This window comes from Pseudomonas sp. DSV-1 (assembly GCF_035830915.1).
Lineage (GTDB): Bacteria > Pseudomonadota > Gammaproteobacteria > Pseudomonadales > Pseudomonadaceae > Aquipseudomonas.
In genome coordinates this window covers 2,539,560-2,555,008 of sequence record NZ_JAYMYG010000001.1, presented here as the reverse complement: position 1 = coordinate 2,555,008, position 15,449 = coordinate 2,539,560, and the positions used below count along the sequence as shown (strand labels likewise).

General features: G+C 58.7%; 15 protein-coding genes. 7 read left to right on the top strand and 8 right to left on the bottom strand.

From position 1 onward, the window contains the following. Window positions 1-46: 46 nt before the first annotated feature. Window positions 47-760: a FadR/GntR family transcriptional regulator gene (locus tag VSQ83_RS11975; protein WP_219261924.1), complete on the bottom strand. Its 714-nt coding sequence runs from the start codon at window positions 758-760 to the stop codon at window positions 47-49. Between the two features lie 107 nt (window positions 761-867). After that, window positions 868-2,604, bottom strand: coding sequence for an IlvD/Edd family dehydratase (locus VSQ83_RS11970; RefSeq protein WP_219261925.1), 1,737 nt, complete (start codon window positions 2,602-2,604; stop codon window positions 868-870). A 190-nt stretch (window positions 2,605-2,794) separates the two neighbouring features. Here VSQ83_RS11970 and VSQ83_RS11965 point away from each other — a divergent pair, with 190 nt between their 5' ends. Together VSQ83_RS11965 and araD1 are read left to right on the top strand one after the other, a co-directional pair. Further along, window positions 2,795-4,117, top strand: a complete 1,323-nt coding sequence (locus VSQ83_RS11965; RefSeq protein ID WP_133079462.1) for an MFS transporter — start codon at window positions 2,795-2,797, stop codon at window positions 4,115-4,117. A gap of 16 nt (window positions 4,118-4,133) precedes the next feature. Then, complete coding sequence (gene araD1, locus VSQ83_RS11960) at window positions 4,134-5,126, top strand: AraD1 family protein (RefSeq protein ID WP_326426871.1); 993 nt, start codon at window positions 4,134-4,136, stop codon at window positions 5,124-5,126. 49 nt (window positions 5,127-5,175) lie between these two features. Here araD1 and VSQ83_RS11955 read toward each other — a convergent pair whose 3' ends face one another. Next, window positions 5,176-5,475 (bottom strand): ArsR/SmtB family transcription factor, encoded by a 300-nt coding sequence (locus tag VSQ83_RS11955; RefSeq protein ID WP_133079460.1) that lies wholly within the window; start codon window positions 5,473-5,475, stop codon window positions 5,176-5,178. Between the two features lie 83 nt (window positions 5,476-5,558). Between VSQ83_RS11955 and VSQ83_RS11950 the strand changes: the two genes are divergently transcribed. Continuing rightward, entirely contained in the window at window positions 5,559-6,650 is a 1,092-nt protein-coding gene (locus VSQ83_RS11950) for an NADH:flavin oxidoreductase/NADH oxidase (RefSeq protein WP_219261928.1), read from the top strand. Between the two features lie 121 nt (window positions 6,651-6,771). On the opposite strand, the gene VSQ83_RS11945 is transcribed toward VSQ83_RS11950, so the two are convergent. From VSQ83_RS11945 to VSQ83_RS11925, 5 genes are all read right to left on the bottom strand, one after another. Then, the gene (locus tag VSQ83_RS11945; RefSeq protein ID WP_326426868.1) at window positions 6,772-7,401 is read right to left on the bottom strand and encodes a glutathione S-transferase family protein; all 630 of its coding nucleotides are present in this window, start codon (window positions 7,399-7,401) and stop codon (window positions 6,772-6,774) included. Between the two features lie 70 nt (window positions 7,402-7,471). Then, window positions 7,472-8,149, bottom strand: a complete 678-nt coding sequence (locus VSQ83_RS11940) for a type 1 glutamine amidotransferase domain-containing protein (protein ID WP_219261930.1) — start codon at window positions 8,147-8,149, stop codon at window positions 7,472-7,474. A 140-nt stretch (window positions 8,150-8,289) separates the two neighbouring features. Next, a complete protein-coding gene (locus tag VSQ83_RS11935; RefSeq protein ID WP_219261931.1) occupies window positions 8,290-8,949 on the bottom strand; it encodes an ankyrin repeat domain-containing protein in 660 nt (219 codons plus the stop codon). Between the two features lie 121 nt (window positions 8,950-9,070). Beyond that, window positions 9,071-10,441, bottom strand: coding sequence for a metal-dependent hydrolase family protein (locus tag VSQ83_RS11930; protein WP_326426866.1), 1,371 nt, complete (start codon window positions 10,439-10,441; stop codon window positions 9,071-9,073). 258 nt (window positions 10,442-10,699) lie between these two features. Continuing rightward, window positions 10,700-11,389, bottom strand: coding sequence for a GntR family transcriptional regulator (locus VSQ83_RS11925; RefSeq protein WP_219261933.1), 690 nt, complete (start codon window positions 11,387-11,389; stop codon window positions 10,700-10,702). A gap of 140 nt (window positions 11,390-11,529) precedes the next feature. Between VSQ83_RS11925 and VSQ83_RS11920 the strand changes: the two genes are divergently transcribed. From VSQ83_RS11920 to VSQ83_RS11905, 4 genes are read left to right on the top strand one after another with little or no spacing between them, the layout of a single operon-like run. After that, a complete protein-coding gene (locus VSQ83_RS11920; RefSeq protein WP_219261934.1) occupies window positions 11,530-12,615 on the top strand; it encodes an ABC transporter ATP-binding protein in 1,086 nt (361 codons plus the stop codon). A 1-nt stretch (window position 12,616) separates the two neighbouring features. Beyond that, window positions 12,617-13,534 carry an ABC transporter permease gene (locus VSQ83_RS11915; RefSeq protein WP_133079745.1) on the top strand — a complete coding sequence of 306 codons (918 nt, stop codon included), beginning with the start codon at window positions 12,617-12,619 and terminating at the stop codon, window positions 13,532-13,534. Continuing rightward, a complete protein-coding gene (locus VSQ83_RS11910; RefSeq protein ID WP_133079744.1) occupies window positions 13,531-14,319 on the top strand; it encodes an ABC transporter permease in 789 nt (262 codons plus the stop codon). Before VSQ83_RS11915 ends, VSQ83_RS11910 begins: the two co-directional genes overlap by 4 nt. A gap of 32 nt (window positions 14,320-14,351) precedes the next feature. Beyond that, the gene (locus VSQ83_RS11905) at window positions 14,352-15,404 is read left to right on the top strand and encodes an extracellular solute-binding protein (RefSeq protein ID WP_326427711.1); all 1,053 of its coding nucleotides are present in this window, start codon (window positions 14,352-14,354) and stop codon (window positions 15,402-15,404) included. Window positions 15,405-15,449 lie beyond the last annotated feature (45 nt).

The following is a 15,449-nucleotide window of genomic DNA, read 5'->3' as shown; positions in this document are numbered from 1 at the left end:
TTGGGCGCCGCAACAGGTCGAATCGGGCTTGCCAGTATCAACCGCCCTACCCTTGGCTCAACACCACATCCAGCGCCATGCGCGCGTCTTCGAGCTGTACCAGCGTGGCCTGGCGCGCGCCCAAAGCGTCGCGGCTTTCGATCGCGGTCAAAATTGCCTTGTGCCGTGGCAGGGCAAGTTCGTGCAGGTTGGGTCGACGGTTGGAGTGCTTCATGGCTTCGCGCAAGGCCAATGACAGCATGTTGCACAAGTTGGCCAGCAAATCGTTGTGAGTTGCGTCGGCAATCCGGCTGTGAAAGTCCAGGTCGGGTTGCAGTAGCTCTTCAGGGCTGGAGGCACTTTCCATGCGTTGGTAGGCTTCTTGAATCGATGCCACATCTTCTGCAGTTGCATGCTGGGCTGCGAGCGCTGCCACGGCGGGCTCGATAATGCTGCGCACGGTGGTCAGCAAGCCAAAAAATTCATTTTGGGGCGAGGCCTGCAGCAACCAGTGCAACACATCAGGATCGAGCATGTGCCACTCGCGGCGTGGTTTGACCACGGTACCCACGCGCGGCCTGGAGTACACCAGGCCTTTGGCGACCAGGACCCGGGTGGCTTCGCGCAAGACCGGACGGCTGACCGCATATTCTGAGCAGAGCAATGCTTCGGCAGGCAGTTTGTCGTCGGATTTGAAGCGCCCGGAGACAATCTGCAGGCCGAGTTCCTGAACGATGCGCGTATGCATGCTTTTGCGGTCGGAGGGCTGACGATAATCCATGGGGCGCGGGGCGATCCTTTCGATTCAAAGCGCGGATCATAGCAGGCGCGGGTTGATTCGCGCCCGCTCTGATTGTCATGGCGGGTTCGCTTTGCCGGTGTCGCCACTTAGTGGGAATGACGGGGTACTTCCGATCCTCGGCAGCCCACCAGGAAATCGAAATCGCAGCCTTGGTCGGCCTGCATGACATGGTCGATGTATAACTGGCGATAGCCGCCAATCAACAGGTTTTTTGGCGGCTCGATATCAGCCAGGCGAGCGGTCAGTTCGGCATCGGAGATATCCAGGTGCAGGCGTCCACTGGCGCAATCCAGTTCAATCCAGTCACCTTCCTGCACGGCCGCCAGTGGTCCACCGGCTGCGGCTTCCGGAGCCACGTGCAGCACCACCGTGCCGTAAGCCGTTCCGCTCATGCGGGCATCGGAAATGCGCACCATATCGGTTACGCCCTGAGCCAGCAGCTTGGCGGGCAGGCCCATGTTGCCCACTTCGGCCATGCCCGGATAACCCTTTGGCCCACAGTTCTTCATCACCAGAATCGAGTCGGCAGTGACCGCCAGTTCAGGGTCATTGATGCGGGCCTTGTACATGTCGAAGTTCTCGAATACCACGGCCTGTCCGCGATGCTTCATCAGGGCCGGTGTCGCAGCGGATGGCTTGAGTACCGCGCCCAGAGGCGCCAGGTTGCCGCGCAATACGCAGATACCGCCGTCGGCGACCAGCGGGTTATCGATTGCCCGGATAACTTCGTCGTCGCCATAGATCGGTGAGTTTTTAACGTTCTCCCACAGACTCTTGCCGTTGACGGTCAACGCTTGCGGATTCGGGATCAGGCCGTTCTCACCCAGGCGCCGCAGCACGGCCGGCAGGCCTCCGGCATAGTAGAACTCTTCCATCAGGAAGCGGCCCGACGGCTGCAAGTCCACCAGGGTCGGAGTGCCCTGGCCTATGCGGGTCCAGTCATCCAGTTCCAGGTCCACGCCAATCCGCCCGGCGATGGCCTTGAGGTGAATCACGGCGTTGGTCGAACCGCCAATGGCGGCATTGACCCTGATCGCATTTTCAAAGGCTTCCCGGGTCAAAACCTTGGACAGGCGCAAATCCTCGCGGACCATCTCGACGGCGCGCATGCCCGACATATGGGCCAGTACGTAGCGGCGTGAATCCACCGCCGGGATGGCTGCGTTATGGGGCAGCGAGGTCCCCAGCGCTTCTGCCATGCAGGCCATGGTCGAGGCCGTGCCCATGGTGTTGCAGGTGCCCGCCGAGCGCGACATGCCGGCCTCGGCCGAGAGGAATTCGTCGAGGCTGATGGTGCCGGCTTTATAGGACTCGTGCATCTGCCAGACGATGGTGCCGGCGCCGATATCCTTGCCCTTGTGCTTGCCGTTCAGCATCGGGCCACCGGTGACCACAATGGCCGGGACATCGCAGCTGGCCGCGCCCATCAACAGCGCCGGGGTCGTTTTGTCGCAACCGGTCAACAGCACCACCCCATCGATCGGATTACCGCGAATGGCTTCTTCCACATCCATGCTCGCCAGATTGCGCGTCAACATGGCGGTAGGTCGCAGATTGGATTCGCCGTTGGAAAACACCGGGAACTCGACCGGGAAGCCGCCCGCCTCGATGACACCACGTTTGACGTGCTCGGCGATGGTCCGAAAGTGAGCATTGCAAGGTGTCAGTTCCGACCAGGTATTGCAGATACCGATGATCGGCTTGCCCTGGAACTGATGATCGGCAATGCCCTGGTTCTTCATCCAGCTGCGGTACATGAAGCCGTTTTTATCAGCGCTGCCAAACCATTGGGCGGAACGCAAGGGAGGATATTTGTCGGACATGTTGGCGGTCTCTTATTGTATGACTAATTTTTTTTCGTGCCGCTAAATTAGCCTTAAAAAAGCCAATGTGGAAGAGTTGTTGGCTAAATAGTAATACTATATAGTCGTTTTCACTGAGAGCTGATCCTGGCGAAAACCCGCTTGAGGCCACTCCAGAGGTTCCATAACAAAAACAATGGGAGACCGTCTCATGAGCCAGGAACTCCGGCTTATTCGCCGCATTACGCTTAAACTCATTCCGTTTCTGATCCTGCTGTACCTGATTGCTTACGTCGATCGCTCGGCGGTGGGCTTTGCCAAGCTGCACATGGGCGCTGATATCGGCATTGGCGATGCAGCCTATGGCTTGGGCGCGGGCCTGTTTTTCATCGGCTATTTCCTGATGGAAATCCCCAGCAACCTGATGCTCGAGCGTTTCGGCGCTCGGCGCTGGTTTGCCCGGATCATGCTCACCTGGGGCGCCATTACCATTGGCATGGCCTTTGTGCAGGGACCGCACAGCTTCTATGTCATGCGTTTCCTGCTGGGGGTCGCCGAAGCGGGATTCTTTCCTGGCGTGCTGTACTACATCACCCAATGGTTCCCGGTCCGCCATCGCGGCAAGATCCTGGGGCTGTTTATCCTGTCGCAACCTATCGCCATGATGATCACCGGGCCCGTGTCCGGCGGCTTGCTGGGCATGGATGGCATCCTGGGTCTGCAGGGTTGGCAATGGCTGTTCATTGTGATCGGCATGCCCGCCATTCTGTTGACCTGGCCCGTACTGCGTTACTTGCCGGACGGCCCGCAACAGGTCAAGTGGATGGATCAGGGTGAAAAGGACTGGCTGCAAGGCGAGCTGGAAAAGGACTTGCAGGCCTACGGCCAGACCCGTCATGGCAACCCGTTGCACGCGTTGAAAGACAAGCGCGTGTTGCTGCTTGCGCTGTTCTATCTGCCCGTCACCCTGAGCATTTACGGGCTGGGGCTTTGGCTGCCAACGTTGATTAAACAGTTTGGCGGCAGTGACTTGAGCACCGGGTTCGTGTCTTCGGTGCCCTATGTCTTCGGAATTATCGGCTTGCTCATCATTCCTCGCAGTTCCGACCGCCTCAATGATCGCTATGGCCACCTGGCAGTGCTCTATGTGCTGGGCGCCATCGGACTGTTCTTCAGCGCCTGGCTGACGGTCCCGATGCTGCAACTGGCGGCCTTGAGCCTGGTGGCGTTCTCGTTGTTTTCCTGTACCGCCATCTTCTGGACATTGCCGGGACGCTTCTTCGCCGGTGCCAGTGCCGCCGCCGGCATTGCCCTGATCAACTCGGTGGGCAACCTGGGTGGCTACATCGGACCGTTTGTGATCGGCGCGCTCAAGGAATACACCGGCAACCTGGCCTCGGGCTTGTACTTCCTGTCAGGGGTGATGCTGTTCGGGCTATTCCTGACGTTCGTGGTGTATCGCACCCTCGAACGCAAACACGTGCTCCAGCCGAGCGAATTTGCCGCCAGCGCCCGCGCGGCGACTCATCTTTAATCAAGGGACTTCCGTTATGCGTTTAGTACAATTTGAACTCAACACCGGCGAGCGCCGCGTCGGCCTGGTAGACGGTGACCTGGTACGTGAAGTGCTGGGGGCCAACAGCGTGCGTGATTTGGCCCTCGCGGCCATCGAGGCGGGTGTGAGCCTGGCACAGCAGGTCGACCAGCGAGGCCTGGGCATTGCCCATGACTACCCGGCGTTGTTGGCCGAGTTGCGCATCCTCCCCCCTCTGGATCATCCGGACCCGGCCCATATGCTGATCAGCGGTACGGGCCTGACCCACCTGGGCAGCGCATCTGCGCGAGATAAAATGCATCAGCAGGCCGGTGACGAAGCAGCCTTGACCGACACCATGCGCATTTTCAAATGGGGAGTGGAAGGCGGAAAGCCCGCCGCCGGTCAGGCGGGCGTGCAACCGGAATGGTTCTACAAGGGCGATGGCAGCATCGTCGTACGGCCGGGAGCTGCCTTCCCACTGCCACCGTTTGCCGAAGACGCGGGCGAGGAGCCGGAAATCGGCGGCCTGTATGTCATCGGCCACGACGCAAAACCCTATCGACTGGGGTTCGCGGTAGGTAATGAATTCTCCGATCACGTGATGGAACGCAAAAACTACCTGTACCTGGCTCATTCCAAATTGCGCAGCTGCTCGTTTGGTCCGGAACTGCGGGTCGGTGCATTGCCTCAGCATCTGTCGGGCCGCAGCCGAATCCTGCGCGACGGCGAGGTGCTATGGGAAAACGAGTTTTTGAGTGGCGAAGCCAACATGTGCCACAGCCTGGAAAACCTTGAATATCATCACTTCAAGTACAGCCAGTTCCTGCGTCCAGGTGATGTGCATATTCACTTTTTCGGCACGGCGACCTTGTCGTTCGCCGACGGCATTCGCACACAGCCGGGAGATCGCTTCGAAATCAGCCAGGCCGATTTCGGCGCGCCTTTGATCAACGGTATCACCCCGGTCGATGGGGTGTTCGCGCCCGGCGACATGGGCACACTTTAAAGGAGCGCCCCCGAGGAAAACCCTTGGCCGTAGCTGCGCCGCAGGGCAATCAGGCCTGGGACAGGATGCAATCCAGCAAGCCCGGGAAGCGCTGATTGAGCTCCTGCGCGCGCAGTGAGTTCATGTGCGTGGTGCCGACATTTCGCGTATGAACAAGCCCTGCGTCGCGCAAGACCCGGAAGTGATGGGACATGCTGGACTTGGGCCGACCGCCGTCCAGCTCGCCGCACGAGGCTTCAGCAACGCCCGCAAGGTAGCGGACAATCTCGAAACGGACGGGGTCGCTCAGGGCGTAAAGCAAACGCTCGAGAATGAAGTCAGATGGAACGGGATGTTTGAAGGTACGCATGTGTCGATGATAACGAAGGCTTTTAATGAATGCCATATTTCGATTACTATCGAACAAGCGAATCAATCTGCCGGAGCCTGCACATGTCTGCCCTGTTCGAACCGTACACCTTAAAAGACATCACCTTGAGAAACCGAATTGCCATTCCGCCGATGTGCCAGTACATGGCAGAGAACGGCATGGTCAATGACTGGCATTTGGTCCACCTGGCCGGTCTGGCAAGGGGCGGCGCTGGCCTGGTTGTGGTCGAGGCGACGGCCGTTTCCCCGGAAGGACGTATCACCCCCGGATGCGCAGGCATCTGGAGCGATGCCCATGCCCAGGCTTTTGTGCCTGTGGTAAAGGCGATCAAGGATGCCGGTTCTGTGCCCGGTATTCAGATCGCGCATGCCGGGCGCAAGGCCAGCGCCAACCGGCCCTGGGAAGGCGATGATCACATCCCTGAAGGCAATCCTCAGGGTTGGCAGACTATTGCGCCCTCGCCTGTCGCGTTCGGCGCCAATCTGCCTAAAGTCCCCAAGCAAATGTCCCTTGAAGACATTGCCCGCGTGCGCCAGGACTTCGTGGATGCGGCACGTCGTGCCCGTGATGCCGGTTTTGAATGGATTGAGCTGCACTTTGCGCACGGCTACCTGGGTCAGAGTTTCTTCTCCGAGCACTCCAACCAGCGCACCGATGAGTACGGTGGCAGCTTTGAAAACCGCAGCCGATTCCTGCTTGAGACGCTGGCCGCTGTGCGCGAGGTATGGCCGGAGAATCTTCCGCTTACTGCGCGCTTCGGGGTCATCGAGTACGACGGGCGCGATGAGCAAACCCTGAGTGAATCGATCGAGTTGGCGCGACGTTTCAAGGACGGTGGGCTTGACCTGCTGAGCGTCAGTGTAGGTTTCACCATCCCGCAAACCAATATCCCGTGGGGCCCTGCCTTCCTGGGCCCGATCGCCGAACGGGTGCGTCGTGAGTCGGGCCTGCCAGTGACTTCTGCATGGGGCTTTGGTACCCCGCAGCTGGCAAACGCCGCTATCGAATCTCGCCAGCTGGACCTGGTGTCCGTGGGCCGGGCGCACTTGGCGGATCCGCACTGGCCGTACTTTGCAGCCAAGGAACTGGGGGTTGAAAAGGCCTCGTGGACACTCCCCGCGCCCTACGCTCACTGGCTAGAACGCTACAGATAAGTTCGATTCCAGCCTCTGTGGGAGCGGGCTTGCTCGCGATGGCATCACCGCGACGAGCCTGGCAGACCGCGTCGTCTGCATCGCAGGCAAGCCAGCTCCCACATGCCCCGCCGCAATTCAACTATTCGTCGAGCTCATTCTCAAGCTTCAAAGCTCGCTTCCAGCTGTCCAGTTCCGCCAGTCGTTGCAGGTAAGCCTGCAGATGAGGGTACTGCGCCCCGCACTGCATCTGCTCGACCACCGTGATGGCAACAAAAGCCAGCATGAAGTCAGCCCCTGACAATGTGTCCCCCACAATGAAGGTTCTGTTGGCAAGCGCACTGTCCAGAAACCCCAGGACCTTATCAAACTCAGTCCGGGTATAACCGTCCAGGAACTTGAGCTGAGTCCCGGCATTGATCTCAAACTGGGTAAACAGCTTGAGTAGCACCGGCACCATCGCCGAGCTTTCCGCAAAGTGAATCCATTGCAGGTACTGAAGATAATCCGGTGAGCTGAACGCAGGTTCCAGCCGGGGCGCAAACCGGCGGATCAGGTATTCGACGATGGCGCCGGATTCAACCAGCACATGCCCGTCGAGCTCAATCACCGGTGACTTGCCCAGCGGGTGAATGTTTTTCAATGAGGCCGGGGCGAGACGAGTGGCTGTATCGCGCTGATAGCGAATCAGGGTGTAAGGCTCTCCCATTTCTTCAAGCAGCCAAAGAATACGCAGCGATCGGGACGCGTTGAGGTGGTGAAGTGTGATCATGAAGACTCTCTCTGATGAGGGGGCACCCGGGGCGTACGAACGTTTCAGCCTGCCCGGGCGCCGGCCGCGGTTACTTCAATTGGGCGACAAGTGCTTTGGCAACGCCTTCGGAACTGGCGGGGTTCTGGCCAGTGACCAGCTTGCCATCTTCGATGACGAAGGGAGCCCAGTCCGGCCCTTTTTCATAAAATCCGCCCAGGCTCTGGAATTCATCTTCGATCAGAAAGGGCACGACATCGGTCAGCTCTACTGCAGCTTCCTCGCCATTGGTGAATCCGGTGACTCGGCGCCCTTTAACCAGCGGTGCGCCGTCAGCGGCCTTGACATGACGCAGGGCCCCGGGCGCGTGACAGACAAAACCAATGGGCTTGCCAGATCGCTCGAAGGACTGGATGAGCTCGATGGACGTCTTCGACTCGGCCAGATCCCACAGCGGTCCATGACCGCCAGGGTAGAACACGGCGTCAAAATCTTTACTGCTGACGGTATCCAGCTTGACGGTGTTCGCCAAAGCCCGCCGGGCATCAGGATCCGCGTTGAAGCGGTGGGTCATGTCCGTCTGAAAATCCGGCAACTCACTCTTTGGGTCCAGGGGTGGCTGACCACCGGCTGGCGACGCCAGAACCACCTCGGCCCCCGCATCCTTGAAGACGTAGTAAGGCGCTGCGAACTCTTCAAGCCAGAATCCTGTTTTCAAGCCCGTATCCCCGAGTTGATCGTGGGACGTTAGAACCATCAGAACTTTCATGTCTTAGCCCTCATTGCTGCGGTTTGGCCTTTGGCAACGTGATCTGCCTCGGGTTTATGCTGGTTGCACTGTCTTGACTATGTACGACCACCGTTTTTTGAATACGTGCAACACGAGAACCGCCACTCAAGTAACGCGAATCAGTGTGCCCCGGCATCACGCAGCAACTGCGCGATAGCGGTCTGACCGCGTTCCTGCGCGTGTTGCAACGGGCTCACGCCCTTGTCGTCAGGCTGGTTCAGGTCTGCGCCGGCCTCGATCAACTGGCTGACAATCTGTTGATGTGCCGGTCCGCCATCAGAAAGCACGATGGCTTCCATCAAACAGGTCCAGCCCAGGCGATTGACATGGTTCATGTCAACGCCTGCCGCGATCAGCAGGCGCACGGTTTCAACATGGCCGCGCTCGCACGCCGGGATCAAGGCGGTGCCGCCATAGCGGTTGGTGCTTTTCAGGTCGGCACCATGGGCCAGGGCAAGCTGGAGAATTTCATTTCGCCCGCTCGCCCCGGCCAACAGATAAGGGCTGTCCTGGATCAGGTTCTTCTGGTTAACGTTGGCACCGGCTTCGATCAGTGCCCTGGCGATCTCTATCTGGTTCTCACGCGTTGCAAGCAGCAGCGCACTGCTGCCATCGAGCGAACGGTCATCGAGCTTCGCACCTTCAGTGATCAGTTGCTGCACCCTGCCCAGCTCACCGTTTCTCACGGCGTCGAGGAGTGTCTTGTCGCTTGCCATCACTACTCCAGTCATCAACAGTGCGACCGTCAACAGGCCGTATTTAATCGTCCGGGAACCCATGTCACGCCCTCCAGAGAATCCATGAGAAACCATGAGAAACCAGTATGGTCAGGGCGCCAGGTATTCGGAAATTAAATATGCCCATGCTTTTCAGTGACTTTGTGCATGGTCCTGCTGAGGACTAGAAGTTCTGTTTATAGATTTTCCCGCCTTTCATGATCATGCTGATATTGATCTGCGGGTCCTCCAGAAATGCCAGGCTTACCGTGGGGTCGCCTTCGACAACCAGCAGATCTGCCAATGCACCGGCCTCTATCCGGCCAACTTTGCCGGGATAAGGATTGCGCGCTCCCGACAGCCCCAAAAGCTCTCCATTGATCTTTGTCGCCATGTTCGCAACGTCGTGCGCGGCGTAAAACCGGGTCAACTTCGCCAGTTGTCTTCCCTGAGTCGGTGTCTTTAACGGATTGAATAAAATATCAGTCCCCCAGGCCGTTTTGATATTGAAGCGCTGGGCAAACTCATAGGCTTTCGCGGTGCCCTCGGCCACCACGCGCTGACGCTCTCGGCGCACAGGATCAGGATAAACATTGGCATCTTCATCCTGCAGAAACGGCTGAAGGCTCCACCAGATATCGTTGTCTGCCATCATGCGCACGGTTTCTTCATCAGCCAGTTGGCCGTGTTCGATCGATTTCACACCGGCTCTAATGGCACGCTGAATACTTCTGGGCGTGTACGCATGCACCATCACATAGGTGCCCCAATCGGCAGCCGCTTCAACCGCCATTCTTAATTCTGACTCCAGAAACTGGGTGCTATCGAGATGATCATAAGCAGAAGCCACGCCGCCACCGGCCATCAACTTTAACTGTGAGGCCCCGAGCATGAGCTGCTCTCTTGCCCGCCTGAGCACTTCGGCATCGCCATCGGCGATGGCGGCAGCCCCCAGTTGTTCGGTAACGCTCAGTGACCTGAGAGAGCTGCGGGGAATCTCGGATCGCATCCTGAAATCACCGTGGCCCGAAGTCTGTGAAATCATGGCGCCGGATGGATAAATACGTGGCCCCGGGATAACGCCCTCATCAATTGCACGCTTCAAGGCAAACGAAGGTCCACCAGGATCGCGCACCGTCGTAAAGCCGCGCATCAAGGTGCTTTCTGCTTCGCGGGCGGCGACTAAATGGATATAGCCCGGGTCTGCACTCATCGCGTCAAGTTGCGTGATGCCCGCCAACGTAGTGTGCCAATGGGCATCAATCAGTCCCGGCATCACCACCCTTCGCCCGCAATCGATAACCACTGCCCCTTCGACATCCGTATTGGCGGGTAGCAGGGAGTCGATCACGCCAGCCTTGATCAGGATGCAGACGTTATCGTCAAGCACAACGCTTCCGTTGAATAAACGAAGATTCTTGAGCAATACAGTGCTCACGCCGGACTCAGCGTTCGTGCCCTGTCCTGAAGTACTTGAGGTGCGCACTTCTGACAGCGGTGAGCCTTTGGGCTTGATCCCGCTATAGACGTCACGTCGAGACAGATCGAGCATCATCCTGGCGTGAAAATCCTGTATATCCGGCGAGCTACAGGTGCACAGGTCATGGGCTTCAAGCTCAACACGATGACTGGGTGTAAAGCGCGAACAAGCCGTTGCAGATTTAGGCCTCATAGCGAGCGTTCCGTAAGCATTTTCAGGAACAGAGACTATAGATCGGATTAAAAACGCTGATCGAAAAACGGCGGGCACACTGAAAATCCTTGGCGACGTGGCCCAAGGATTGGGTTCGGTGAAGGGGGAGCACGTTTTCCCTTAGAGTGATATCAGGTGTTTGAGCGGGTGGTAGTCCGTTTTCAGAGTGGCCGCGACGTCGAGAATCGCCTTCTCGATGCCATTTAAATGAATGCACGTCAGCTCAATCGCGGCGCCCTGGTTGCCAGCCTCGATGAACTCGATCAGGCGCAAATGCTCATCGTCGCGACAGGCTTCGTGGCTGTCATCATCGAGCGCGGCGGCATACAGCGAGGCGCGGGAAATCAGCTTCTGGAACCAGTCCAGCAACACCGGGTTGTTCAGGCTACGGGCAAGCTTGATGTGGAACTCGCCGAGCAAATGTATCAACCGTTCGTGGTCGCCATTTCGGTGCGCCTCATCCTCCAGCAACAGGTGATCGCGCAAGTCGCGGGTCACGGCTGTGTCGCGCCGGCGACAGAGTTCGCTGACGATACCGATCTCGACCAGGCGCCGGGTTTCGAACAGCGAACGGATCTCTTCGTCACTCGGTAGAGATACGGATGCACCTTTATTGGGCTCTGTGGTGACCAGTCCATCGGCCTCCAATTGCTTGAGCGCTGCACGAACCGACGTTCGGCTCACGTTAAAAAGTTCGGCCAGGGAGGCCTCGCCCAGCTTCATCCCCGGTCGCAACGAGCGCTTGCTGATTGCCTCGTAAACCCCTTGATAGACGCGGTCGACCGTGGTTTCGAGTTTCTTCTCGGTCATCTCAACACTCCTTTAGCGCAAAACAACCGGCCCCAGGCGATGAGCAGCCTTAAAAAAAGGGGGTTGCACGGGCAGATTAATCCGGTTATCACTAGATTGCATCCAGACATTGCATACAATAATTAGAGGAATGCACCATTATGGGTCATCCAGTCGCAATTGAAGTGCGTAACGTCTCCAAACGGTATTCCGACGATCCGGGGCTGGCTCCAGCCCTCGACAACGTTTCAGTCGACATTGCCGACAATGAGTTCTTTACCCTGTTGGGACCTTCGGGCTGTGGCAAAACCACCTTGCTGCGCACCATCGCCGGTTTCGAGCATGTGAGCGAAGGGGAGATCCGTCTCGCGGGCGAACCGGTCAATGACTTGCCGCCGTTCAAGCGCCGGGTCAACACGGTCTTCCAGAGCTACGCGCTGTTTCCCCACATGAGTGTCGCGCAGAATATAGCCTTCGGCCTTGAGATGCAGGGCCTTGATCATAAACTCATTCCCAAGCGTGTCGATGAGATGCTCGCGCTGGTGCAAATGCAGCACCTGGCCAAGCGCAAACCTGCCGAGTTGTCCGGCGGGCAGCAGCAGCGGGTCGCCCTTGCCCGGGCCCTGGCCCCCAAACCCAAAGTACTGCTGCTGGACGAACCGTTGTCGGCGCTGGACCTCAAGCTGCGCAAGGAGATGCAGGTCGAACTCAAGCGCGTGCAGAAGGAAGCCGGGATCACTTTTATCTTCGTGACCCACGATCAGGAAGAAGCTCTGACCCTGTCTGACCGGATTGCCGTGATGTCCGCTGGCAAGATCCTGCAGATCGGTACGCCCAATGACATCTACGAGCGGCCGCAGCACCAGTTCGTCGCCCAGTTCATCGGCGATATCAATTTCCTGCCGGGCCATCTGAAACGTGGCCAGCAGAACGAAAACCTATTTGTGCCAACCGGCATGCCGGTGGAAATCCCCTGCCCGGCCCAAGGCTTTGATGGCGCAAGAGTGCAACTGGCGTTCCGCCCGGAGCGCTCGCAACTGGTCGATCCGCAGCAGCCCCATCATTTGCGCGGCGTGATCGAAGCCGTCCTGTATGTCGGCACCGCGACGCTCTATCAGTGCCGGTTGAACAACGACATCAAGGTCATGCTGCGCGAAAACAACGAAGGCCTGAACCGCGGGCGTGTGGTCGGTGATCGCGTTGCGGTCAACCTGCCACCCCATGCCTGCCTGTTGATGGAGGCTTGAGATGAGCGTCAGCAGCACTTCCCCCGCTCTCAACCGTGCGCTGTTGCTCAGCCCGGTGGTTCTGACGTTACTGGCACTGATCGCCATTCCGCTCGGCATCATGGGCTACATCAGCCTGCTGCCACGCAACGTGTACGGCGGCGTCGACTGGCAGGCCAACTGGCAATTGCAAAGCTACGTGCAGCTGTTTTTCCAGGAAGGTTTCGACGGTGAAAAGGAGCTCAACTGGGTGTACGCCCAGGCGCTGCTGCGCTCGGTGTTCCAGGCCGGCGGCACCACGTTGTTGTGTTTTCTGTTCGGCTTCCCGGTGGCGCTGTGGATGTCCAGCCTGACCCCGCGTCGGCGCAACCTCATGGTCTTGCTGATCACCATTCCGTTCTGGACCAACCTGCTGATCCGCAACTACGCGTGGCTGATCATTCTGCGCGAGCACGGGTGGGTCGCCCAGAGCCTCAATGCCCTGTTCCCCCAGGCTGGCGGCATCACCCTCCTCTACAACGACTTCGCCGTCAGCGTCGGGCTGGTCTACAGCTTTCTGCCGTTCATGATTCTGCCGATCTACTCGACGCTGGAAAAACTCGACTGGCGCCTGGTAGAAGCGGCCTACGACCTCGGAGCCAACCGCTGGCACGCGCTCAAGCGGATCATTCTGCCGCTGTCGATGCCCGGCGTGATTGCCGGTGCACTGCTGGTGTTTGTGCCGAGCCTCGGTGCATTCATCACCCCGGCGATTCTCGGTGGTGGCAAGACGTTGATGATTGGCAACCTGATCCAGCAACAGTTCGGCACCGCCCGAAACTGGCCGCTGGGCAGTTCACTGTCGTTCCTGTTGCTGGGGATCCTGCTGCTGTCGCTGATGCTCTACGCCCTCTATACCCGCAGCACCGCCAAAACTCTACGTCGGGGAGCCACCGCATGATCGCCCTGCACCTGAAAAAACTGCCGCTGACCCGCGAAGTCAGTCTGTTGATCCTTGCGTACCTGTACGTGCCGATCTTTGTGCTGATCGCGTACAGCTTCAATGCCAACCGCTCCGCAACGGTCTGGACCGAGTTTTCGTTCGCCTGGTACGGACGAATTCTGGCCAACCCGTCAATTCAGACCGCGGCACTGAACTCGATCATCGTTGCGAGCATTGCCACGGTCTGCGCCACAGCCATTGCGCTGCTCGCCGCGCTGGCGACGTATCGGCCGTTCTACGGGCAGAAAGTGGTCGAGGGCGGGATCAACCTGCCGCTCATCCTGCCGGAGATCGTTACCGCGGTCGCCACGTTGCTGCTGTTCATGGCGCTAGGGATCAAGCTCGGTTTGCTGACCGTGATCGTGGCGCACATCGGCTTCTGCATCCCATTTGCCTACCTGCCGATTCGCGCTCGCTTGAATGACCTGGACAAAAGCCTGCTGGAAGCGGCCAACGACTTGTACGCCAACCCGTGGCAGGTGTTTCGCCGGGTGACCTTGCCGCTGCTGTGGCCGGCGGTGTTGTCCGGGTCGGTACTGGCATTCGTGGTCAGCCTCGACGATTTCATCATGACGTTCTTCGTGGCAGGGCCTGGTTCGACGACCTTGCCGGTGTACATCTTCTCGGCGATCAAGGCCGGCGTGACGCCGGAGATCAACGCAATCTCGACCCTGATGCTGGTGATTTCCATCGTGCTGGTGGTGCTGGCCTTCTGGCTGGGACAACGCGGCAAACAACAATGAGTCTGGAGCCTGCTGTCATGAATAAGAAGAGCATGAAATTGAAACGTCTTGGTTACGGCGTCGCCGGCCTGGCCCTCAGTTGCTTCACCGTTTTTGCCGCACAGGCCGATGAGCCCAAGGAGTTGTTTTTCTACAACTGGACCGATTACTACCCGGTCGACCTGCTGGCCAAATTCGAAAAGGAGACCGGCATCAAGGTCACCATGGACGGCTACGACAGCAACGAAACCCTGCTGGCCAAGTTGCAGGCCGGTGGCGCGGCGTATGACGTGATCGTGCCGTCGCAATCGATCATGCGTACCCTGATCAACCAGGACTTGCTGCTGGAAATCGACACCCCGACCCTGCCCAACTTCCAGTACGTCAAACCGGCGTTCCGCGACCCGAGCTTCGACCCTGGCCGCAAATTTTCGGCGCCTTACTTGTGGGGCACCACGGGGTTTTCCTATGACAGCGCGCGAGTCCCCGGCGGCAAACTGGACGACTCATGGAAAGAATTTTTCGAACCGCGCAAGGAACTCCAGGGCCAACTCGCCGCCCTCGACACCTCCAGCAGCGTGATCAATGCAGCCAGCCATTACCTGGGCGTCGACGAATGCACCGAAACCCCCCAGGACGCCAAGCGCATCCTGGAATTGCTGCAAAAACAGAAACCGTTCCTGAAGATGTACAGCTCGGACAACACCGTGGACCGCATGGCCTCCGGTGAAGTGATCATGATGCAAAACTGGAACGGCTCCACCGCCCGCGCCACGTTGCAGAAGAGCAGCATCAGGTACGTGTACCCCCGTGAAGGCCTGGCGATGTTCCAGGATAACTTCGCCGTGCCAAAAAGCGCGCCACACCCCGGCAACGCCAAAATCTTCATCGACTGGATGATGAAGCCGGAAAACGCCGCTGCCGTGTCCAATGCCATCGCCTATGACAACGGCATTCAGAGCGAAAACCTGATCGACGCCAAATGGCGAGTGATGGATGCCATCAACATGCCCGAAGAGTTCGCCTCGCGCCTGCGCCCTGAAAAGGAATGCAGCAACAAGGCGCGGGAGCTGCAAGACCGGATCTGGTCCAAGCTCAAGGGCTGATCCAGAACCAGGGGGCCGCCTTCGCAAGCAAGACCGCGAAGAGGC